The 19,223-nt window shown below is 73.2% G+C and carries 21 protein-coding genes; 6 read left to right on the top strand and 15 right to left on the bottom strand.

Translation table 11 applies throughout. From position 1 onward, the window contains the following. Positions 1-73: 73 nt before the first annotated feature. The 4 genes from ACFP3U_RS04840 to ACFP3U_RS04855 all read right to left on the bottom strand — a co-directional run bounded on the left by ACFP3U_RS04840 (position 74) and on the right by ACFP3U_RS04855 (position 4,305). Complete coding sequence (locus ACFP3U_RS04840; RefSeq protein WP_380223900.1) at positions 74-1,087, bottom strand: NAD(P)H-dependent glycerol-3-phosphate dehydrogenase; 1,014 nt, start codon at positions 1,085-1,087, stop codon at positions 74-76. 80 nt (positions 1,088-1,167) lie between these two features. Continuing rightward, the gene (locus ACFP3U_RS04845) at positions 1,168-1,953 is read right to left on the bottom strand and encodes a class I SAM-dependent methyltransferase (protein WP_380223901.1); all 786 of its coding nucleotides are present in this window, start codon (positions 1,951-1,953) and stop codon (positions 1,168-1,170) included. 29 nt (positions 1,954-1,982) lie between these two features. Further along, complete coding sequence (locus ACFP3U_RS04850) at positions 1,983-3,119, bottom strand: YcaO-like family protein (RefSeq protein ID WP_380223902.1); 1,137 nt, start codon at positions 3,117-3,119, stop codon at positions 1,983-1,985. Next, positions 3,109-4,305, bottom strand: coding sequence for a TfuA-like protein (locus ACFP3U_RS04855; RefSeq protein WP_380223903.1), 1,197 nt, complete (start codon positions 4,303-4,305; stop codon positions 3,109-3,111). Before ACFP3U_RS04855 ends, ACFP3U_RS04850 begins: the two co-directional genes overlap by 11 nt. Positions 4,306-4,885: 580 nt before the next feature. On the opposite strand from ACFP3U_RS04855, the gene ACFP3U_RS04860 reads away from it, so the two are divergent. Next, positions 4,886-6,226, top strand: coding sequence for a transcriptional regulator (locus ACFP3U_RS04860; protein WP_380223904.1), 1,341 nt, complete (start codon positions 4,886-4,888; stop codon positions 6,224-6,226). Between the two features lie 161 nt (positions 6,227-6,387). On the opposite strand, the gene ACFP3U_RS04865 is transcribed toward ACFP3U_RS04860, so the two are convergent. The 3 genes from ACFP3U_RS04865 to ACFP3U_RS04875 all read right to left on the bottom strand — a co-directional run bounded on the left by ACFP3U_RS04865 (position 6,388) and on the right by ACFP3U_RS04875 (position 7,853). Then, a complete protein-coding gene (locus ACFP3U_RS04865) occupies positions 6,388-6,624 on the bottom strand; it encodes a DUF397 domain-containing protein (protein ID WP_380223905.1) in 237 nt (78 codons plus the stop codon). Between the two features lie 168 nt (positions 6,625-6,792). Further along, on the bottom strand, positions 6,793-6,975 hold the full coding sequence (locus ACFP3U_RS04870) for a DUF397 domain-containing protein (protein ID WP_380223906.1): 183 nt from the start codon (positions 6,973-6,975) through the stop codon (positions 6,793-6,795). After that, a complete protein-coding gene (locus ACFP3U_RS04875) occupies positions 6,972-7,853 on the bottom strand; it encodes a helix-turn-helix domain-containing protein (RefSeq protein ID WP_380223907.1) in 882 nt (293 codons plus the stop codon). The genes ACFP3U_RS04870 and ACFP3U_RS04875 overlap by 4 nt, the downstream gene beginning before the upstream one ends. A gap of 126 nt (positions 7,854-7,979) precedes the next feature. Here ACFP3U_RS04875 and ACFP3U_RS04880 point away from each other — a divergent pair, with 126 nt between their 5' ends. Then, positions 7,980-8,477 carry an ATP-binding protein gene (locus ACFP3U_RS04880; protein ID WP_380223908.1) on the top strand — a complete coding sequence of 166 codons (498 nt, stop codon included), beginning with the start codon at positions 7,980-7,982 and terminating at the stop codon, positions 8,475-8,477. Then, the gene (locus ACFP3U_RS04885; protein WP_380223909.1) at positions 8,464-8,643 is read left to right on the top strand and encodes a hypothetical protein; all 180 of its coding nucleotides are present in this window, start codon (positions 8,464-8,466) and stop codon (positions 8,641-8,643) included. The genes ACFP3U_RS04880 and ACFP3U_RS04885 overlap by 14 nt, the downstream gene beginning before the upstream one ends. A 68-nt stretch (positions 8,644-8,711) precedes the next feature. Here the strand turns inward: ACFP3U_RS04885 and ACFP3U_RS04890 are convergent, their stop codons facing one another. Further along, positions 8,712-9,110 carry a DUF3052 domain-containing protein gene (locus tag ACFP3U_RS04890; RefSeq protein WP_380223910.1) on the bottom strand — a complete coding sequence of 133 codons (399 nt, stop codon included), beginning with the start codon at positions 9,108-9,110 and terminating at the stop codon, positions 8,712-8,714. A 146-nt stretch (positions 9,111-9,256) separates the two neighbouring features. Beyond that, on the bottom strand, positions 9,257-9,649 hold the full coding sequence (locus ACFP3U_RS04895; protein ID WP_380223911.1) for a RidA family protein: 393 nt from the start codon (positions 9,647-9,649) through the stop codon (positions 9,257-9,259). A gap of 72 nt (positions 9,650-9,721) precedes the next feature. Between ACFP3U_RS04895 and ACFP3U_RS04900 the strand changes: the two genes are divergently transcribed. Next, a complete protein-coding gene (locus ACFP3U_RS04900; RefSeq protein ID WP_380223912.1) occupies positions 9,722-10,627 on the top strand; it encodes a LysR family transcriptional regulator in 906 nt (301 codons plus the stop codon). 9 nt (positions 10,628-10,636) lie between these two features. Here the strand turns inward: ACFP3U_RS04900 and ACFP3U_RS04905 are convergent, their stop codons facing one another. After that, on the bottom strand, positions 10,637-11,539 hold the full coding sequence (locus ACFP3U_RS04905) for a LysR family transcriptional regulator (RefSeq protein ID WP_380223913.1): 903 nt from the start codon (positions 11,537-11,539) through the stop codon (positions 10,637-10,639). Between the two features lie 98 nt (positions 11,540-11,637). Here ACFP3U_RS04905 and ACFP3U_RS04910 point away from each other — a divergent pair, with 98 nt between their 5' ends. Then, positions 11,638-12,387, top strand: a complete 750-nt coding sequence (locus tag ACFP3U_RS04910; RefSeq protein ID WP_380223914.1) for a GNAT family N-acetyltransferase — start codon at positions 11,638-11,640, stop codon at positions 12,385-12,387. Positions 12,388-12,403: 16 nt separating this feature from the next. Here ACFP3U_RS04910 and ACFP3U_RS04915 read toward each other — a convergent pair whose 3' ends face one another. Together ACFP3U_RS04915 and ACFP3U_RS04920 are read right to left on the bottom strand one after the other, a co-directional pair. Next, the gene (locus ACFP3U_RS04915; RefSeq protein WP_380223915.1) at positions 12,404-12,904 is read right to left on the bottom strand and encodes a hypothetical protein; all 501 of its coding nucleotides are present in this window, start codon (positions 12,902-12,904) and stop codon (positions 12,404-12,406) included. Between the two features lie 251 nt (positions 12,905-13,155). Then, positions 13,156-14,373 carry an MFS transporter gene (locus ACFP3U_RS04920; protein WP_380223916.1) on the bottom strand — a complete coding sequence of 406 codons (1,218 nt, stop codon included), beginning with the start codon at positions 14,371-14,373 and terminating at the stop codon, positions 13,156-13,158. A gap of 162 nt (positions 14,374-14,535) precedes the next feature. Between ACFP3U_RS04920 and ACFP3U_RS04925 the strand changes: the two genes are divergently transcribed. Further along, positions 14,536-15,411 carry a LysR family transcriptional regulator gene (locus ACFP3U_RS04925; RefSeq protein WP_380223917.1) on the top strand — a complete coding sequence of 292 codons (876 nt, stop codon included), beginning with the start codon at positions 14,536-14,538 and terminating at the stop codon, positions 15,409-15,411. A gap of 25 nt (positions 15,412-15,436) precedes the next feature. Here the strand turns inward: ACFP3U_RS04925 and ACFP3U_RS04930 are convergent, their stop codons facing one another. The 3 genes from ACFP3U_RS04930 to ACFP3U_RS04940 all read right to left on the bottom strand — a co-directional run bounded on the left by ACFP3U_RS04930 (position 15,437) and on the right by ACFP3U_RS04940 (position 18,967). Further along, on the bottom strand, positions 15,437-16,189 hold the full coding sequence (locus tag ACFP3U_RS04930; RefSeq protein ID WP_380223918.1) for a hypothetical protein: 753 nt from the start codon (positions 16,187-16,189) through the stop codon (positions 15,437-15,439). A gap of 90 nt (positions 16,190-16,279) precedes the next feature. Beyond that, positions 16,280-16,849 carry a PadR family transcriptional regulator gene (locus tag ACFP3U_RS04935; protein ID WP_380223919.1) on the bottom strand — a complete coding sequence of 190 codons (570 nt, stop codon included), beginning with the start codon at positions 16,847-16,849 and terminating at the stop codon, positions 16,280-16,282. 63 nt (positions 16,850-16,912) lie between these two features. Next, positions 16,913-18,967 carry an oxidoreductase gene (locus ACFP3U_RS04940; protein WP_380223920.1) on the bottom strand — a complete coding sequence of 685 codons (2,055 nt, stop codon included), beginning with the start codon at positions 18,965-18,967 and terminating at the stop codon, positions 16,913-16,915. Positions 18,968-19,223 lie beyond the last annotated feature (256 nt).

Here is a 19,223-nt window from a genome sequence, read left to right on the forward strand (position 1 = left end):
GGTGTTCGGGGTTGGCCGGCCCCGGTACCCGCGCCGCCTGCCCGCTACGGGTGCGGGGTCAGCGCGTGCGGGGTCAGCGCGTGCGGGTGTGCCGTTCCGGCTTGGTGGGTCGCTCCATCAGCAGGGCGGTCGCCTTGCCCAAGTCGACTTCGCCGCGCAGGAACTGGACGACGGTCTCGGTGATGGGCATCTCCACGCCGTGGCGGCGGGCGAGGGCGAGGATCGCCTCCGAGGTCTTGACGCCCTCGGAGGTCTGGCTGATCGCGGCGGCGGCCTCGGTGACGGACTGTCCGCGGCCGAGGTGTTCGCCGAAGGAGCGGTTGCGCGAGAGCGGGGAGGCGCAGGTGGCGACCAGGTCGCCCATACCGGCCAGGCCGGAGAAGGTGTGCGGGTCGGCGCCGAGCGCGACACCGAGGCGGGAGGTCTCCGCCAGGCCCCGGGTGATGAGCAGGGACTGCGCGTTGTTGCCGAGCCCCATACCGACCGCGATGCCCACCGCGAGGGCGATGACGTTCTTCGCCGCTCCGCCGAGCTCGCAGCCGATGACGTCGTGGTTGGTGTAGGGACGGAAGTACGGGGTGTGGCAGGCGGCCTGCAGGCGCTGGGCGACCTGCTCGTCGGTGCAGGCGACCACGCTCGCGGCGGGCTGCCGGTTGGCGATCTCCCGGGCCAGGTTGGGCCCGCTGACCACCGCGACGCGTTCGGGGCCGACGCCGGCGACCTCGGCGATCACCTCGCTCATCCGCAGCCCGGAGTCGAGCTCGATGCCCTTCATGAGGCTGACCAGCACGGTGTCCGGGCCGAGCAGCGGCGCCCAGGCGGTGAGGCCGGCGCGCATGGCCTGCGCCGGCACCGACACCACCACGAAGTCCGCGCCGGTCAGGGCCTGCTCGATGTCGGTGGTGGCCTTCAGTTGCTCGGGCAGGTCGATGCCCGGCAGGTAGCCGGGGTTCTGGTGGCGCTCGTTGATCGCGTCGGCGATCTCGGCGCGCCGGGCGTGGAGGGTGACGTCGGTACCGGCGTCGGCGAGCACGGATGCGAACACGGTGCCCCAGGAGCCCGCCGAGAGCACTGCCGCCGTCGTCATCGTGTTCCCCTCGTGGTGGTCCGTCTCCCGGCTGAGCGGGTGGGGGCAGCCTACCGGCAGCGGGCCGCCTGCCCGCCCGGTCAGGCCGGCGACCGTCTCAGGGTGAGGGCGACGGCCCGGCGGCCGTCCAGCGTGGGCAGGGTCCTGGCCGCCTCGGCGAGCATGTTCTCGGCCTGGGCGTCGCCGAGCGCCCGGCGGAGCTCATCCTCGTGGTCCTGCCACAGCCGGTAGAGGCGGGCCCACATCCGCGGTTCGTGGCGCCGCTCCTCGACGTGGTCGACGCCGAGCCCGGCGCGCTGGACCTGCTCGGTCCAGCCGGGTTCGGCCTCGCGCCGCAGCGCGCGGGTGAGGACGGCACGCCCGCCCGGCCGCAGAATGCGGTGGAGCTCGGCGAGCGCCCCAGAGCGGTCGGTGGCGCGGCTGAAGGCGTCGACGCAGATCACCGCGTGGGCGTGGGCGTCGGGCAGGCCGGTGGCCTGAAGGGCGGCGACGGTGAAGCGGGCGCGGTCGGGCAGGGCGAAGGCCTCGCGGCGGGCGGTGGCGAGGGCGATCGCCGTGTCGGAGATGTCGATGCCGTCCAGGCGGACCGTCAGCGCGCGGGCCAGCCACAGGCCGGCGCCGCCGGTTCCGCACGCGAGGTCGACCAGGTGCTGCCCCGGTTGCAGACGCAGCCGGTCGACCATCGCCGCCACCAGCGGCCAGTCGCAGGAGCTGGACGCGGCGATCTCGGCCGGGTAGGCGTCGCCCATCGCGAGCGCGTAGAGCCGCGCCACAAGGTCGGTGCCGGTCCGGGCGGCGTGCAGGGCGTTGTAGCCGCGCTGGAGCGCGGCCTCGTCGGGCGAGAGGGCGGGCGGGGGTGCGGGCACGGCGATGGCTCCTCGGGGTCCGGGGGATGTCAGCGGGGGACGGAGCGGCGGATGCGCGAGCGGGTTCCCGGGGCGACGACCTTCACCGCGGCGAACGGCTCGCCGGGCGCCGAGAGGTCGACACGCACCGGCTGGTGGCCGGTGACGCGGGTGATGCGCTCGGCGAGCCGGTCGACCTGGTCGGCGAAGGTGCCGGCCACTGTCTCGTAGGGGGCGGTCAGGGCGGTGAAGTCGGACAGCTCACCCGCGGGAGCGGGGCGGGGCGGTTCGGTGTCGAAGGCCGGTTCGTGGCCGGGCAGGTCGTCGCGGGTGCCGGCGATGCAGGTCAGCCGGGACTGGGCGGCCTCGGTCAGGGCCCGCGAGAGCGCGATGCGCGGATCGGTGTGGCAGCCGGCCCCGGCGAACGTCAGCGGGTAGTCCTCCGTCCACAGGTAGGCGAGGCATACCGGTACCCGGTAGGCGTTGGCGACGAACACCAGCTCCAGGACCGCGTGCGCGGCGAGCACCCGGTCGATCATCGACCGGCAGTACGGGTCCTCGACAGAGATCGGGTCGACGAGCGTGCGCCGCCCGCCGGCCTCGATCTCGTCGGTGAACAGGGCGTCGCGCTCCACCACCTCGAACAGCGCGTGCAGCGTGGCCTCGTGGAGGGTGTTGCCGCAGGCCAGCCCGTTGCTGGTCACCCGGAACAGGTCGGGCTCCCAGTCCGGCCGGCGTGCTCTCCTGCGGATCAGGTCGAGCGGCACCGGCACCGTGCTTCCCGAGCCCAGGGCGGTGCCCGTCGTCCAGTCCAGCGCCACCCGGTCCAGCCCCGGGTGCCGTAGTCGGGGCGCCAGCTCCGCGAGGTCGTACGGCGGCTCGATCTCGCGGGCCGGGCCGTGCAGCACGACGGGCATCGGCTGCTCGACGTGCCACAGCTCGATCGCCTCCATCACGGCGGAGATCCGGGCCAGCGTGTCGGTGGCGCCCTTGCCCTGCGACGCGGACAACGTCTGCGCGGCCGGCCGGATCGCCGTCCACACGGGCAGTTGCAGGTAGTCCAGGCCGGTCAGCCGCGCCACCCGGGTGATCCCGAACTCGGGCAGCCGCTCGGCCAGCAGGGCCCACGTCTCCTCCGACGTCCGGGCCCGCACGGTGCCCTCCAGCTCGATCCGGTCAGCGGGCATCGGCCACCTCCGCGGGACGGGCCGCTCGCGCGTCGGCGAGGAACCCCAGCAGGAACGTCTTCAGCGCCTCGACGGCGTGCTGACCGCTGCCAAGGCCCCGGGGCAGCGCCTCGCCGTCCAGGTCTTCGGGCCCGGGCTGCCACAGCTGAAGCAACACCCGGCGTGCCGCGCCGTCCACCACGGCCTCCGGGCGGAAACCCGGGTGGGCGCGGGTCACCTCGGCGTTGCGGGCCGCGTAGCGGGCGATCGCGGCCCGGTCGGCGGCCGTCTCACCGGCCAGCAGCAGCCCCACCGTCTGCCGGTCGGTCAGGTCGAGCACCGGGCGCAACACCGCGTACACCGGCGGCACCCCGTCGCCGTCGCCCGCCAGGCGGGCCATGCGCTCGGCGAGCGGCACCCCCGGCCCGTCGCCGGGCTGCTGCGAGCGGTGCTCCAGCCAGGCCGCCCACCGCCCGGGGAAGCCAGGGTCGAACAGCTGCTGGTAGGCGAGACGGTCCGCGGTGGCCAGGGTGAACCCGTCGACGTCCTCGGACACGGCCTCGTTCACCCACCGGCGGTGGTAGCCGGTGTCCCACAGCCCGGCCGGCGCCCGGCCGGGCTGTGGCGGCAGGGCGCCGGACACCGCCGCTTCGATCGCCTTCATCGCGTCGAGGCGCTTCAGGTCCCCGAAGTGCGGGTCATCGGCCCGCCGCTCCCGCAGCCACTCGCCGAGGTGCGCGGCGCCTTCGCGGCGCAGTACCGCCAGCACCGCCGCCGTCGACCGCTGCGGGTAGTACACCGCTCGCAGCGGCTCCAGCAGCCGAGCGCAGGTCCGCGCGTCCGCGATGCCCTCGTCCTGGGCGAGTCGCAGGGCGTGACGCACGTTCACCAGCGGCCAGGTCAGCGCCCGCTGCCGGCCGCCCGGCTCCTGGCCGACGGCGACCTCGTCGTCGCCGTCGATCTCGCCGCTAGCGTAGGCGCGGAAGACGGCCCCGACCCCGATCATCCCGAACGGCCGCAGCTCCGCGGCCCGCAGCGCGCCGATGCTGGCCGCGCCCACCACCGACACCCCGCGGCCCATCGCGGCCAGGATCTCCTTGTGCCGCAGGGCGGGTGCCTGGTGGTAGAGCCCGTCGATGAGCACCACCGTGTCCCCGTCCCCGATGGCCGGATCGCGCAGATCACCGTGCCGGGCGGGGGGATGCACACCGATCGAGGGCGTTCCCGCCGCAAGGTCGTCCCGATCAAGAGTCGGCCCGACAAATGCGTGAATCAATTCCGAAACCCTCCATTCCGGAAAGGGCGGGAGTCCCCGGTGGCGATTTCAGGAGGGTGAGTTCCGTCAATCGCGGCACTGAGCACTCCCACCCGATCGGTCCCGGGCGCAACGGGCGCCCCAGCACCCGTTGCCCCCGGGCCGCGCCGAAGCGCGGACGCGGCTGTGAGGACTACTCCTCGTTCTCGACGTCCTCGATGCGCACGACGCCCGAGACGTCGATGACCTGCTCGTCCTCCACGCCGGACACCGCTCCGGCGGCGAGCTGGGACTTCGACTGACCCATGATCAGCTCCCTCTCAGGTGAGACTTCGGCGGCCGTCCGGCCCGCCGACGGGAAAACTACGCGCCGCCCGATCGGCCCGGGAAGTGCACGCCGCTATGCAACCGGCTATGCACGCACAAAGGCGCTGGCCGGCCTCAGCGCGACCAGGGGAAAACTCTCCGAATCACCGGCGCGGGTGGCACGTTCTGTGCAAGGGTCATTCCCACGCACGGGGAAGGGAGATCCGTGGTCACAGCCGGCGCATTCGAATTCGGTCAGACCATCTGGAACCGCCGCCTGGAAATCGGCTGGAGCAGGCCGGAGCTCGCCGAGAAGCTGAACACCCGAGCGGGCCTCACCACCTGCGACGGCGCGCTGATCTACAAGTGGGAGACCGGCCGGCACGCACCCAAGGCCTGGCTCCCGCACATCCTGCACGTCCTGAAGATCCCCGCCGACGCGGCAGCGCTCCTTCGCCCGCCGACCGCCAGGACCGCCCCGGCACACACCTGCGAGAACCCACCGATCGGCCTGCCGGAGGCTGTCTTCGACCGGCCCCAGGCGGATACGCTGCTGGCCATGCTGGACGCCTCAGGCCCGGTGGAACCCGACACCGTCAGGCAGCTCGCGCACGCCTGGCTGATCAGCGAACCCCCGCAGATCCTCCACCAGCGCGCCGGCCGCCGCGTCGGCGACTCCCTCATCACCGAAGTCCGCACCCGCACCAACACCCTGCGCAGAATGGACGACTACCTCGGCGGCCTCGACCTGATCGCCCAGGTGACGGGCGAGCTCCGCGCGACCGTCCACCTGTTGCGCGAAGCCTCCTACACCGAGCAGACCGGACGCCGGCTCCTCGAACTCGCCGCCGAGCAGGCCCAGCTGGTCGGCTGGGTCGCCGCCGACGCCGGACTGAACCAGCAGGCCCAGCGCGCCTACACAGTCGGGGTCCACGCCGCCGAGGCCGCCGGCCACCGCGGCCTCGGCGGCCTGAACCTCGGCGGACTCGGATACCTGCTGGCCTCCACCGGCAGCCCCGAGAACGGCGTCGTCCTGACCCGCTCGGCGGCCGTCGGCGCCGCGCCGTACGCCGGCGCCCGCGAACGCGCGATGATCTGGGACCGGGCCGCCTGGGCGGCCTGCGTGGCCGGCCGCGAACGCGAAGCCGCCGCCGCCCTCGGCCGTGTCGAGGACGCCCACGACGCCCACCAGCCGGACGCCGGGGAAGAGCCGGACTGGCTGTACTGGGTCTGCAGGGCCGAGTCCCTGGTGATGCAGGGGCGGGTCTGGACCGAACTCCACCGCCCCCTGCGCGCGGTCCCGATCCTGCAGGCGGTCATCGGAACCTACGACCACGAACACGCCCGCGAAACCGCGCTCTACCGCTCGTGGCTGGCCGCCGCCCTCCTCGATGCCGGAGAGATCGAGGAAGCCTCCGCCGAGACCATCCGGGTGATCGACCTGTCCGCGGGCGTGACCTCCGACCGGGTCGCCAAACGGATCACCATGCTCGCCGGACGCCTGACCCCGCACACGCACGTACCCGCAGCCCGGGAGGTCCTGGACAGGGTGCGAGAACAACGGTGACAGGGCCGCGCTCGCGGCGGTCTTGGCGGCACTGATCGTGACGGGCCCCACGGTCGGGAACGCCGGCCGAGGTGGCGTGGCGATCGTCCAGTGGTAGGACGGCCCCAGGTGCGTGATCGCAGCGGCGACCGGCCACGTCGAGTGGCCGGTCGCCGAGTGGGTCAGGCCGAGCGGGCGAAGTCGACGAAGGACTGCCAGGCGGACGGGGAGAAGGCGAGGTGGGGGCCGGACTTGTCCTTGGAGTCACGGACGAGGACGGCGGCCATCGACTCGGCGACCTCGACGCAATCGCCGCCCGCGTCGCCGCAGTAGCTGCTCTTCCGCCAGGCGATCTCCACGCAGGCCCCGCCCTCATTGCTGCTGTGACTGCTCTTGAACCACACCAGATCGCTGCTCATCGCTCTCTCTCCCTGAAGTGAGGCCGTCGTAGCGCGCGTTCAGGATAAGGAGCGGAGCCGACGGCGGCTACGGCACGACCCGTACAACGCGGGCACCGCACCCACACAGAGAACGGCCGTCCGCGCGATGACGGACGGCCGTGGGGTGCTCGGCGGGGAGACTGGTCGTCAGACCGACTGGGCGAACTCGACGAAGGCCTCCCAGGCCGCCGGCGAGAAGGTGAGGTGGGGGCCGGACTTGTCCTTCGAGTCACGGACGAGGACGGCCGATGTCGCCTCGGCAACCTCGACGCACTGCCCCCCTTCGTTGCTGCTGTAGCTGCTCTTGAACCATTCCAGTTCGCTACTCATCGTTCTCCCAGCGTCTTCTCGATCAAGGCGAGCGACTCCTTTGGAGTGTGCGCCTGCGCCCTGAGGGTGCCGTATCGCGCGTTCATGATACGGACTTCCTCGGGGTCCGTGACCAGTCGACTACTTTGCTGGATCTCAACGTAGCCGTTCTGGGGTCGCCCCTTGGGGGTGATAAGCGTAAACGGGCCAGCCATCCCCGGGTTCTCCGAGCGAGCCATCGGCATGACCTGCAAGGTCATGCCACGCATCCGTCCCACTGTCAGAAGTTGCTCCAGCTGAGCGATGTGCACCTTCTCATCCCCCAGTGGACGATGCAGCACGCTCTCGTCGATCACCCAGCTGAAGATCGCCCGAGGCCAACGGGTCAGAACCTCCTGCCGGGCCATTCGAGCAGAAACGCGCTGCTCGATCACCTCCTCGGGCAGCAGCGGTTGACGCATGCCGTAGAGCGCCCGCGCATGCGCCTCCGTCTGCAACAAGCCGGGAATCACCAAGGTGCTGTACTCGTGGATCTCCACCGCCTCGGCTTCCAGCCCTGCGTAGTTCCGGAACCATGCAGGATGCCGCACGCGCGCCTTGGCCTTCGCCTTCTCGATGTCATCCGCCGTGACGATCAGCAGCCCGCCGGCGTCGAGCACCCTCTCCGACGCCTCCAGCAGCTCCCGCTGCGGCGTCCGCTTCCCCTGCTCCACGGCGCCGATCAAGCTCTCCGTGTACCCGACCTGCTTGGCGAACTCCTTCTGCGTCAGGCCCGCCCGCTCGCGCAGGATCTTGATCTGCTTGCCGATCGCCTTGAGGAAGTCCGACACCTCCGAGAGGTCCTCCTCCAGCTCCGGTCGCGCATCGCCGCTCGCTCCGCCGCCTCGAACCTCAGCCATAACGGCCTCCCCTATTCCCGGTCACGCCCGACCGTCGTCACACGGCACTTTCCGCGCACACACAGACACGTACCGTGTCCACGAGATGCATCGTCAGCGTAAGCCCGGGGGGGCAGGCTTTTCCCCATGAAGTCCGAAATTCCCCTCGACGACGGCGAGCCGCGCGCCCACACCGCGCTCCTCTCCTCCACCCCCAAAGGGGCGGCGATCGGCCGCCGGATCGCCAGGCAGGAGCTCACCTCCTGGAAGCTCAACTCCCTTTGCCCGGAGGCGTTTCACTCCGCGCTGCTCATCGTCGGCGAACTGGCCGCGAACGCCTCCACGCACGGGCGCACACCGGGGCGCGGGTTCGAGCTGAACCTCGCGCTCACCTCTGTGCGCCGGTCGCGCACCACCGTGCTCCGCATCGAACTGTCGGACTGTCGGGGGGACCGCCGGCCGGTCCTGCCGACGTCCGCCTGCTCGGCGGACGCGCAGTCGGGGCGCGGGCTCACCCTCGTCGACGCGCTCGCCGACCGCTGGGGCACGCTGCCCCGGCACCCCAACGGCAAGACGGTGTGGGCCGAACTCGACCTCCCCGACGCCGAGTCCGCCCCCGGAAGCGCCGGCGATGTCGCCGCCTGACGAGACCCCGCGCGCCGCGCACTGTCCGGTTGCCGCCACCGCCTACACCGTCCTCCCCCTCACCCTCCTGCTCGCGCTGATCGCCTGGATCTATCCCGTCCTCCAGCACCACCACCCCCCACAGCTCCCGGCCCCCGCCGCCACAGCCCCCGCGACGCCGCCCTGACGGACGTTCACCAACGGCGCGGCCCCCGCCCGGGAGTCCGGGCGGGGGCCGCAGGAGCCGAGGTGCGGCTACGCCTTGGGCAGCACGAGCCTGGTGCCGGCCCAGTCGGGCGACGCGTTCAGGCTGGACGAGCGCAGGAGCCCCGCGGCGGTGCCGGACTCGGCGATGTCCGAGGGCTCCACGTAGCTCGAACGGCCGACCTTCGGGGTCAGCAGCCAGATGACGCCGCCCGCCGCCAGCGGGGTGCTGGCGTCGACCAGGGCGTCGACCAGGTCCCCGTCCTCCTCGCGGAACCACACCAGGGCCATGTCGGCGACCTCGTCGGCGTCCTCGACGAGGTCGTTCCCCGCCGACTCGGCCACCGCGTCGCGGAGATCCATGTCAACGTCCTCGTCGAAGCCGATCTCCAGGACCACCATGCCCGGCTCGATCCCGAGCCGCGTCGCGATGGTCGTTTCCGTCGTCATCCCGAACTCCTCTGCCACACAGGCCACACAGGGACGGTCGAGCGACCGTCGCCGAGCCATGGTGACGGTTCCGCCGTCCGGCCGGGCGCGGATGCCACGCCCCGACAGAAAGTGTTCGATCTTGCCCGAAGAGGACAGCCACGGCCCTACCGCACCCGCGCGTCGACCTCGATCTCGATCCGCATCCGGGGGTCCGAGAGCCCGCACACCAGCATCGTCGCCGCCGGGCGGACGTCGCCGAAGTACCGGCGCAGCACCGGCCAGCAGGGTTCGAAGTCCTCGCGGCGCGGCAGCAGGTAGCGCACCCGGACCACGTCGGCGAAGGTGCAGCCGGCCTCGGCCAGGGCCTCGCCGATGTTGCGCAGGCACTGTTCGGCCTGGTCCACCACGCCCTCGGCGATCGTCATCGTCCGGTAGTCGAATCCGGTGGTCCCGGAGACGTACACCGCGTCGCCGTGCACCACCGCCCGGGCGTAGCCGATCTGTTCCTCGAAGGTCGAGCCGCTGAGAATCGCGCGTCGCGTCGTGTTGTCCGTCATGCGGCGAACGCTAAATGAGCTGCACCGATACGTCCAATACTCGAAAATCCATCGTCTGATATCTCTGGGAATATGGACCGCCCCGAACTCCGCCCCGAACTCCCCCTCCCCCAGTTGCACGCTTTCACCGTGCTCGCCGAGGAACTCCATTTCGGCCGGGCCGCCGCCCGGCTCGGTATCGCCCAGCCGCCGCTGAGCCAGCAGATCGCCCGGCTGGAGACGAAGGTCGGGCACCCGCTGTTCGTCCGCGAGCCGGGGCGGGTCGCGCTCAGCCCGGCCGGGCGGGAGCTGCTCCCGGCGGCGCGGCGGGCGCTCGCGGACCTCTCGGACGGGCTGGCCGCCGCGCGGGCGGTCGGCGACGGGCGGGCGGGGCGGTTGCGGATCGGGTTCTCCGCCTCGCTCGCGCTGACCGTGCTGCCGGGGCTGCTGCGGACCTTCCGGGAGCGGTACCCGGCCGTCGAGCTGGACATCCGTGAGATGACCACCGCCCCGCAGCTCGCCGCCCTGCACGAGCGCGGCATCGACATCGGGCTGCTGCGCGAGCCGCCGGCCGCCGAGGAGGAGGGGGCGCTGGGCTTCCGGACCGTCCTCACCGAGCCGTTCGTCGCCGTGCTGCCCTCGGAGCATCCGCTGGCCGCCCAACGCGTCGTGCGGGTGGGCGAGTTGGCATCGGAACCGTTCGTGCTGCTGCCCCGGGCGGTGGGGCCGCTGCTGTACGACCGGATCGCGGAGGTGTGCGGGTCGGCGGGGTTCGCGCCGGGGATCGTGCAGCACGCGGTGGAGTGGCAGACGGTGTGCGCGCTGGTCGGGGCCGGGCTGGGGGTGTCGCTCGCGCCGGCGAGCATCCGGCGGATCCGGCTCCGGGGCGTCGCCTTCCGGGCGGTCGAGCCGGGGACGGTCCGCACGCGGGTCGCCGTCGCCTGGCGCCGGGGCGATCCGAACCCGCTGGTGGCGCGGCTGCTGGAGGTCGTCGGCTGACCGGGGGGGTCACGGCGCGGGCGGGCGCAGCAGGGCGAGGACGGCGTCGACGGCGGGGCGGGCGCCAGGGGTGGCGTGGGCCAGGGCGTGGACGTCGCGGGTGAGTTGGGTGCCGAGGACGGGCCGCAGGGTGACGTCGGGGCCCGGCGGCTGGGCGTGTGCGACGAGTTGCGGGACGAGGGCCACGCCGAGGCCGTTGGCCACCATGCGCAGGACGAGGTGGTAGTCGTCGACGGCGTGCGCGATCCGGGGCACGAAGCCGGCGAGCGCGCAGGCGCCGCGGACCAGGGCGGCGCTGCCGTCCTCGCGGGAGCCGACGATCCAGAGCGCGTCGGCGAGGTCGCGGAGGTCGACGGCGGACGAGTCCGTGGAGGGGTTGGTGGGAAGCGCGAGCAGGACCGGGTCGACGGCGAGCGGGTGGCGGGTGAACTCGTCGGGCTCCGGGGGCGGTTCCGGGATCAGGTTGTAGCCGTAGCGGACGGCGATGTCGCAGCGGCGGGCCCGGAGTGCGGCGAGGGCCTCGGGCGGTTCGAGCTCGTGGAGGGAGATCCGCAGCTCCGGGTGGCGCTCGCGGGCGGCCACCAGGGCCGGGACCACGTGCACGGCGGCGAAGGTCGAGAAGCAGGCGACGGCGACCGGCCCGCGCGGCGTGTCGGCCGCCCGCAGGTCGTGCTCGGCGGTCTCCAGCGCTCGCAGCACGATGCGGGCGTGCGCGACCAGGCGCACGCCCTCGGGCGTCAGCCGGACCCGGCGGCCGGCCCGCTCCAGCAGCGGCACCCCGGCCTCGCGTTCGAGCACGGCGAGCTGCTGGGAGACGGCGGAGGAGGTGTGGCCGAGGGCGGCGGCGACGGCGGTCATCGTCCCGCGGTCGGCCAGCTCCCGGAGCAGGAGGAGCCGCGCAGGATCCAACATCAAGGAGTCCTTACAGGTCTGTGAAGAAGTATGTGGTGGACCTCAATGATCCTTTCGGGTCATCCTGCCAGGACAAAGGCATCAGAAGAGGAGACACGTTGATCGACACCGGGCTGATCGAGCGGTACGCGGCACGGGCCTGGCCCGCCGACGAAGCGCGCGAGGAGGGCGGCTGGCTGCTCCGGCACACCCCCGGCGTACCGCGCCGCCGCTCCAACTCCGCGCTGCCGCTGGGCCGGGGCGAGTCGCTGCTGAGCGCGGTGCCCCGGGTCGAGGAGTACTACGCGGCCCACGGGCTGCCGGTCACCGTCCAGGTCTCGCCCGCCGAGGAGCACAGCGCGCTGGACGAGCTGCTCGCCGCACGCGGCTACCGGCGGGACTCGGCCGTCCTGGTCTGCACCGCGCCGACCGACACCGTGATCGCCGCCGCCCGCCCCGCGACACCGCTGGACGTCACCCTCGCCGAACACCCCACCCCCGCCTGGCTCGACGCGTACGCGGCGCTGGATCCCGCCGGGAGCGACCGGGAGGCCGCCGAGCGGCTCTTCGAGCGGATCCCCGGACCGGCCGCCCATCTCGGGGTCGAGCGCGACGGCCGGCTCGTCGGCCTCGGGCTCGTGGTGGCCGCCCCCGGCTGCGGCGGGGTGTTCTGCATGATCACCGACCCGGCGTACCGGCGGCAGGGCGTCGCGGGCGCGATCCTGCACGTCGGCGCGCGCTGGGCGGCGGCCCGGGGCGCCGAACTGCTCTACCTCCAGGTGACGGCCGACAACGCGCCCGCGCGCCGGCTGTACGAGAGCCTCGGCTTCGGCGTCTCGCACTCGTACCACTACCGGCTGAAGCCGTAAGCGTGCCAGGGAGTCGTCAGGAACCGGTGGGGCAGGAGGCCTTGCGGCGCTTCTCGAACTCCTTGGCGCCCAGCAGCTTGTAGTCCCAGTCCCAGCCGCCGGCCGCCCACTTGCCGGCGGGCAGGCCGAGCAGCACCTCGCCGGGGACGGTCACCGTCAGCGCCCTGTCGCGGACGACCTCCACGGTGTACCGCCGGTCCGCGAGCACCTGCCCGGGCCGCTCGCCGGTGGTCGTCCAGCCGGGCGGCAGGTCGCCGAGGTCCACCGTCTCTATGGCGGAACGGCCCTCGCGCGGACGGACCTCCAGCTTCTCCGTGCCCGGGAAGACCTTCACCCGCACCGCGTGCAGCCGCTCGTCGTGGCACATCCCGGTCCGGACGACCAGCCGCCCGGCGTCCAGGCGCACGCCGATCAGCCGGTCCGCCTGCGGCTCCGGATCGCCGCACCCCGCCACCGCCGCGACGGCCACCGTCACGGCCCCGGCCGTCAGCACCGCCGTGCGCCACCACTGCTTCATGAGCCCCCGCTCTCCCTCCGCCCGCACGGGAAGTCGGCCGCGCCGACTTCCCACTCCGCCGCCACGACCGGCCCGTGGTCGAGGACGGCGGTCGACGGACCATCATCCCAGGGGCCCGGAACGCCCCGTCGCGCCGGGGTGATCTTCAGCGACGTCAAGGCTGAGGTGGGAACACGCGCTCACACACCGGAGGCAGCCCCGGACGCCGCGACGGCCTACCGCAGCGTCCGTGCTCCGGTGGTGCGGAGGGGTCAGCCCCCCGCCGGTGCCGTCCGGCGACCGGCGACGGCGCGGAGCAGCACGGCGAGGCCGACCAGGACGATGCCGAACCAGACGACGCTGGTGACGCCCGTGTGGTCGGCGAACAGGCCGCCGACCAGGGCGCCCAGGGCGATGCAGGTGTTGTAGGCCATGGTGTTGAGCGACATCGCGGCCTCGAAGGTCTCGGGCGCGGCCGCCAGCGTCATGTTGATCTGGCTGAGCTGGACGACGCCGAAGGCGACGCCCCACAGCGCCATCGCGGCGATCACACCGAAGTCGTCGGCCCCGAGGGCGAGCAGCATGACCAGCGCGCCGATCAGGAGCAGGCCGCCCACGACGAAGCTGCCCCGCAGGCTCTTGTTGACGGTCTGTCCGCCGATGAAGTTGCCGATCGCGCCGCCGACGCCGAAGACGATGAGGACGACGGTGATGAAGCCGACGGAGGCGGAGGTCCTGTCCTCCAGGTAGGGCCGGACGAAGGTGTAGGCCCCGAAGTGGCCGAGCACGAAGAACACGACCATCACCAGGACCACGCGCAGCGGCACGTTCCTGACGGGCAGGCCGAAGACCTCGCGGACCGGGACCGCGTTGGCGGACGGCAGCGACGGGATGGTGGCGGCGACGGCGAGCAGCACCAGCGCGCTGAGGCCGGCCCAGATCAGGAAGGTGGTGCGCCAGGAGCCGGCGCTCTCCAGCAGGGTGCCGAGCGGGATGCCGACGACGGTGGCGATCGAGATGCCGGACATCACGACGGCGGCGGCCCGGTTGGCCTGCTTCTCCGGGACGATGCGCATCGCCATACTGACGCCGATGGCCCAGAACACGCCGCTGGCGAAGCCCATGCCCATGCGGGTGACCAGGATCAGCGCGTAGTTGGGGGCGACCGAGGTGATCAGGTTGCCGAGGGCCAGCACGCCCAGCAGGGTGGTCAGCAGCTTGCGCCGGTTGACCCGGCGGGTCCAGGCCACGATGAACGGCACGCCGAGGCCGGCCGCGACGCCCTGCGCGGTGACCATGAGGCCGGCGGTGCCGACGGAGACGTCGAGGCTCTCGCTGAGCGGGGTGAGCAGGCCGATCGGCATCAGCTCGGTGGTGAGGAAGACGAACAGGCTGGCGGTGATGGCGGCGACGCCCAGCCAGCCCCCGGCCGTGGCGCCGCCGCCCTTCTGGAGCGAGGGTGAGGGGCGGGTCTCTTCTTGCGTGGTCATGTCATCTCTCAAGAGGTGGGTCCGACGGCGGTGATCATGTCGTGGTGGAGTCCGGCCTTCTGGTGGTGGATCAGTGCGGCCCGGCCATCAGTTTCGGGCCGGGCGCATCGATGAGTCCAACACATGCTTGTCACCTGATGCATCGCGTATCACGATGGATCGATGGAACTCCAGCAGATGCGGTACGTGATCGCCGTGGCCGAGACCAACAGCTTCACCAGGGCCGCCCAGCGCTGTCTGGTGGTGCAGTCCGCCCTCAGCCATCAGATCGCGCGCCTGGAGAAGGAGTTGGGCGCGCGGCTGTTCGAGCGCACCAGCCGCCGGGTCCGGCTGACCCCGGCCGGCGCGGCCTTCCTGCCCGCCGCCCGGCAGTGCCTGGACGCCGCTGAGCGGGCCGCCGCCGAGGTCGCGGCGGCCGTCGGGGAGGTGCGCGGACTCCTCAAGGTGGGGCTGATCCCCACCGTCGCCGCCGTGGACATCCCCGCCGTCCTCGGCGAGTTCCACCAGCGGCACCCCAAGGCCCGGATCAGCCTCAGCGTGGGGGCGAGCGACGAACTGGTCGAGCAGGTCCGGCAGGGCGAGATCGAGGTGGCCTTCCTCGGCATCCCGGTCACCGCCCACCCCCGGGGCGTCATGGCCAGGGAGCTGGCCCGGGAGCGGCTGGTCGCCGCCGTCCCCCCGGACCACCCGCTCGCCGGCGAGGCCTCGGTGGACCTGCGCCGGCTGGCCTCGGAGGCGTTCGTGGACCTCCCGGCGAAGACCGCCGGCCGGGCCCAGTCCGACCTGGCCTTCGCCGCGGCCGGGCTCAGCCGCGAGGTCGCCTTCGAGGTGACCAACGCGGACTACCTGGCCCGGCTGGTCGGCGCCGGCCTGGGGGTGGCGCTGCTCCCGCCCACGTACGTCGCGGGCCTGACCGGCGTGGTCACGATCGAGGTGACGGACGCGCCGTCGCGCGCCGAGTACGTGATCTGGGGCCGGGAGAGCCCGCACCCGGCAGCGGCGGCCTTCCTGGAGCTGCTGGGGATCGGGGCGGAGTGAGCCGCGGCGGCGGGGGGCCAGGGGGTCAGACGGCGGCGCTCGTCCCGGTGGTCGCGCCGGTGCCGGCCCGGGCGCCGAGGGTGCGTTCGGCCTTGGCGACGGCGGCGCGGTAGTAGAGCGAGGCGAGCTGGGAGTCGCCGGAGTCGCGTTGGAAGTAGCCGTACGCGAGGGCGACGTCGTTGAGGCGTTCGATGCCGAGGTAGCCGTTGAGCTGGACGCCGGCGAGCGTGCCGTCGAGGCGGACGGCCGGGGCCTCCGCGCGGTCGCCGAGGGCGATCGGGGTGACCGAGAAGGTCACGGCCTGGCCGGTGCCGTCGGTGAACGTGATGCTGTGGCAGTCGGCGAACGCGGCGCTGACGGTGGCGAAGTCGGCGGTCAGCCGGTCCGGTTCCTCGGCGGTGAGCGACTCGGTGATCATCGGGTTGCCGCCGGGGCCGTCGAACTGGACCTCCTGGTGGTGGCTTTGGGCGCCGCGGGCCTGGTTCCGGTTCAGCAGGGCCCGCAGGGCGTCGCAGCCGGCCACCGGGGAGGCGCCGGCCTCGGGCGAGGCGGCGGCGTCCGCCGGGATCTCGGTGAAGTCGGGGCCGAGTTCGGCGGCGGTCAGCAGGGCGGCCCGGAGCTGGTCGTCGGTCGGCAGCCCGGCCGCCGCCGGGGCCACCGGTGCGGACGCGGGCGCGGGCGCGGGCTCCGATCCGGTGGCGAGCTGGGCGGTGCCCAGGGCGAGCACGGTGGTGACGGCCGCCGCGGTGAGCGCGAGGAGAGGTCTCGGGAGAGACATGCGGGCCCCCGATCGAAGGTCGGGCAGGGACAGGCGTCCAGTGTCCCACCGGGCGTCGGGGACCGCCCGCCCGGAGCGCATCGCCGCAGGTCAGGCGGGGTCTGTGGGCCCTTCGGAGGGCGTGGCGGGGGCGGCCGGCAGGGTTTCGACGGTCTCCGCGAGCCACCGCACCCAGAAGGACTCCCAGCCGATGCCGGCCCGCAGCACGGCGTACTGGAGCGGCTCGCCCTCGCCCTCCTCCCCCGGCGCGAAGTCCCGGCGCTCGATCTCCTCGTACTGGGCCAACTGCGCCCGGTGCAGGGCGAGGTGGCGGCGCAGCTCGGCGTCCAGCCCGGCCGTGCCGACCACCGCGGCGGCGCGCAACCGCAGCAGCAGCGGATCGCGGATCGGCCGGGGCTCCTCTGCGGCGGCCGTCCACCGCTCCAGTTCGGTACGGCCGGCGGGCAGCACCTCGTACTCCTTCTTCTGCCCGCGCACCGGGGCGGCCTGCGGGAGCGCCCGGATCAGCCCGGTGGTCTCCAGCCGGCCCAGCTCGCGGTAGATCTGCTGGTGGGTGGCGGACCAGAAGAAGCCGATCGACTTGTCGAACCGCCGGGTCAGCTCCAGGCCCGAGGACGGCTTCTCCAGCAGGGCGGTGAGGATGGCGTGCGGCAGCGACATGGGTTGATCCTAGGCGCCGCCGCCGGCCGGTCACGCGAGCGGCCGGCGGCGGGGCACCGGCGGTCAGAGGGCGGCGGCGAGCTCCGTGCCCTGCTTGATGGCGCGCTTGGCGTCGAGTTCCGCCGCCACGTCGGCGCCGCCGATGAGGTGCGGGGTGACGCCCAGGGCGCGCAGGGCCGCGTCGAGGTCGCGGCGCGGCTCCTGGCCGGTGCAGAGCACCACGGTGTCGACGGGCAGCAGCTGCGGCTCGCCGTCCAGGGTGACGTGCAGCCCGGCGTCGTCGATCCGGTCGTAGCTCGCGCCGGCGACCATGATGACGCCGCGGTGCTTGAGCTCGGTGCGGTGGATCCAGCCGGTGGTCTTGCCGAGCCCCGCGCCGACCTTGCTGGTCTTGCGCTGGAAGAGGTGGACGCGGCGCGGCGGCGCGGGCCGCTCCGGGCGGGCGAGGCCGCCGCGCTCCCGGTACTCCGGGTCGACGCCCCAGTGCCGCTGGTGCACGGCCGGGTCGAGGCTCGCCGCGTCGCCCGCGTCGGTGAGGAACTCGGCGACGTCGAAGCCGATGCCGCCCGCGCCGAGGATCGCCACGCGCTCGCCGACGGCCGCGCCGTCGCGCAGCACGTCGAGGTAGCCGAGGACGCTGGGGTGGTCGACGCCCGGCAGGTCGGCGGGGTCGGGGACGCGTGGGCTGACGCCGGTGGCGAGCACGACCTCGTCGAAGCCCTCGGCGGCGAGCGCGTCCGCGTCCGCCCAGGCGCCCAGCCGCAGTTCCACGCCGAGGGTGTCGAGGCGGTGGCGGTAGTAGCGCAGCGTCTCGGCGAACTCCTCCTTGCCGGGGATCCGGCGGGCGATGTCGAGCTGCCCGCCGACGGTGTCGGCCGCGTCGAACAGGGTGACCCGGTGGCCGCGCTCGGCGGCGGTGACGGCGAAGGCGAGGCCGGCCGGTCCGGCGCCGACCACGCCGATCCGCTTGCCCAGCCGGGTCGGGGAGAGCACCAGCTCGGTCTCGTGGCAGGCGCGCGGGTTGACCAGGCAGGAGGTGATCTTCCCGCTGAAGGTGTGGTCGAGGCAGGCCTGGTTGCAGCCGATGCAGGTGTTGACGGCCTCGGGGCGGCCCTCGGCGGCCTTGGCGACGAAGTCCGGGTCGGCGAGCAGCGGGCGGGCGAGCGAGACCAGGTCGGCGTAGCCGTCGGCGAGCAGTTGCTCGGCCAGCTCGGGGGTGTTGATGCGGTTGGTGGTGACCAGCGGCACGGACACCGAGCCCATCACCCGCTTGGTCACCCAGGCGTAGGCGCCGCGCGGCACCGAGGTGGCGATGGTGGGGATGCGCGCCTCGTGCCAGCCGATGCCGGTGTTGATGATGGTGGCGCCGGCCTCCTCGACCGCCTTGGCGAGCCGGATCACCTCGTCGAGGGTGGAGCCGCCGGGGACGAGGTCGAGCATGGAGAGCCGGTAGACCAGGATGAAGTCCGGCCCGACCCGCTCGCGGACCCGGCGGACGATCTCGACGGGGAAGCGCATCCGGTTCTCGTAGGAGCCGCCCCACTCGTCCTCGCGGTGGTTGGTGGCGGCGGCGATGAACTCGTTGACCAGGTAGCCCTCGGAGCCCATGATCTCGACGCCGTCGTAGCCGGCCCGCCGGGCGAGTTCGGCGCAGCGGGCGAAGTCGTCGATGGTCGCCTCGACCTCGTCGGCGGTGAGGGCGCGGGGCGGGAACGGGCTGATCGGGGCCTGCACGGCGCTGGGGGCGACCAGGCCGGGGTGGTAGGCGTAGCGGCCGAAGTGCAGGATCTGCAGCGCGATCCGGCCGCCGGCGGCGTGCACGGCGTCGGTGACGACGCGGTGGCGGTCGGCCTCCTCCTCGGTGGTGAGCATCGCGCCGCCGTCCATGGGGCGGCCGGCCTCGTTGGGGGCGATGCCGCCGGTGACGATGAGGCCGACGCCGCCGCGGGCGCGTTCGGCGTAGAAGGCGGCCATCCGCTCGAAGCCGTTCTCGGCCTCCTCCAGGCCGACGTGCATGGAGCCCATGATCACGCGGTTGGGGAGGGTGGTGAAGCCGAGGTCGAGGGGGCGCAGCAGGTGCGGGTAGGGCGGCGGGGTGCTGGCGGTCGTCGTCGTCATCGCGGCGTCTCCTGGCGGGCGGGCTTGAGCGGGGTGGCCGACGTGTGCGGGCGTTCGGCCGGGTGGCTACCACACGGTAGGCGAGCCGGTGACCGTTATGCAACCAGTTGCATAAGTGATGCGCGGAACACCGCCGAGCGCCGGAGTGCCCCTGCCATCGCCCCCGGAGTGCCCCGCGCCCGCTGACTGATCGTCAGTCCACGGCGTATCGTCGTCGGGACGACGGAAGGGGCCGCGGGCGCCCCGGCGTGGAGGG

It is taken from the genome of Kitasatospora misakiensis (genome assembly GCF_042656005.1).
GTDB lineage: Bacteria > Actinomycetota > Actinomycetes > Streptomycetales > Streptomycetaceae > Kitasatospora > Kitasatospora misakiensis.

Coding starts and splice junctions, on each gene's coding strand:
- ACFP3U_RS04875 (WP_380223907.1), bottom strand. CDS start 7,853: ATGGCTGAGGTTCGAGGCGGCGGAGCGAGCGGCGATGCGCGACCGGAG.
- ACFP3U_RS04850 (WP_380223902.1), bottom strand. CDS start 3,119: ATGCCCGCTGACCGGATCGAGCTGGAGGGCACCGTGCGGGCCCGGACG.
- ACFP3U_RS04840 (WP_380223900.1), bottom strand. CDS start 1,087: ATGACGACGGCGGCAGTGCTCTCGGCGGGCTCCTGGGGCACCGTGTTC.
- ACFP3U_RS04895 (WP_380223911.1), bottom strand. CDS start 9,649: ATGACGGACAACACGACGCGACGCGCGATTCTCAGCGGCTCGACCTTC.
- ACFP3U_RS04880 (WP_380223908.1), top strand. CDS start 7,980: ATGAAGTCCGAAATTCCCCTCGACGACGGCGAGCCGCGCGCCCACACC.
- ACFP3U_RS04930 (WP_380223918.1), bottom strand. CDS start 16,189: ATGTCTCTCCCGAGACCTCTCCTCGCGCTCACCGCGGCGGCCGTCACC.
- ACFP3U_RS04905 (WP_380223913.1), bottom strand. CDS start 11,539: ATGTTGGATCCTGCGCGGCTCCTCCTGCTCCGGGAGCTGGCCGACCGC.
- ACFP3U_RS04885 (WP_380223909.1), top strand. CDS start 8,464: ATGTCGCCGCCTGACGAGACCCCGCGCGCCGCGCACTGTCCGGTTGCC.
- ACFP3U_RS04900 (WP_380223912.1), top strand. CDS start 9,722: ATGGACCGCCCCGAACTCCGCCCCGAACTCCCCCTCCCCCAGTTGCAC.
- ACFP3U_RS04865 (WP_380223905.1), bottom strand. CDS start 6,624: ATGAGCAGCGATCTGGTGTGGTTCAAGAGCAGTCACAGCAGCAATGAG.
- ACFP3U_RS04890 (WP_380223910.1), bottom strand. CDS start 9,110: ATGACGACGGAAACGACCATCGCGACGCGGCTCGGGATCGAGCCGGGC.
- ACFP3U_RS04935 (WP_380223919.1), bottom strand. CDS start 16,849: ATGTCGCTGCCGCACGCCATCCTCACCGCCCTGCTGGAGAAGCCGTCC.
- ACFP3U_RS04915 (WP_380223915.1), bottom strand. CDS start 12,904: ATGAAGCAGTGGTGGCGCACGGCGGTGCTGACGGCCGGGGCCGTGACG.
- ACFP3U_RS04925 (WP_380223917.1), top strand. CDS start 14,536: ATGGAACTCCAGCAGATGCGGTACGTGATCGCCGTGGCCGAGACCAAC.
- ACFP3U_RS04920 (WP_380223916.1), bottom strand. CDS start 14,373: ATGACCACGCAAGAAGAGACCCGCCCCTCACCCTCGCTCCAGAAGGGC.
- ACFP3U_RS04870 (WP_380223906.1), bottom strand. CDS start 6,975: ATGAGTAGCGAACTGGAATGGTTCAAGAGCAGCTACAGCAGCAACGAA.
- ACFP3U_RS04940 (WP_380223920.1), bottom strand. CDS start 18,967: ATGACGACGACGACCGCCAGCACCCCGCCGCCCTACCCGCACCTGCTG.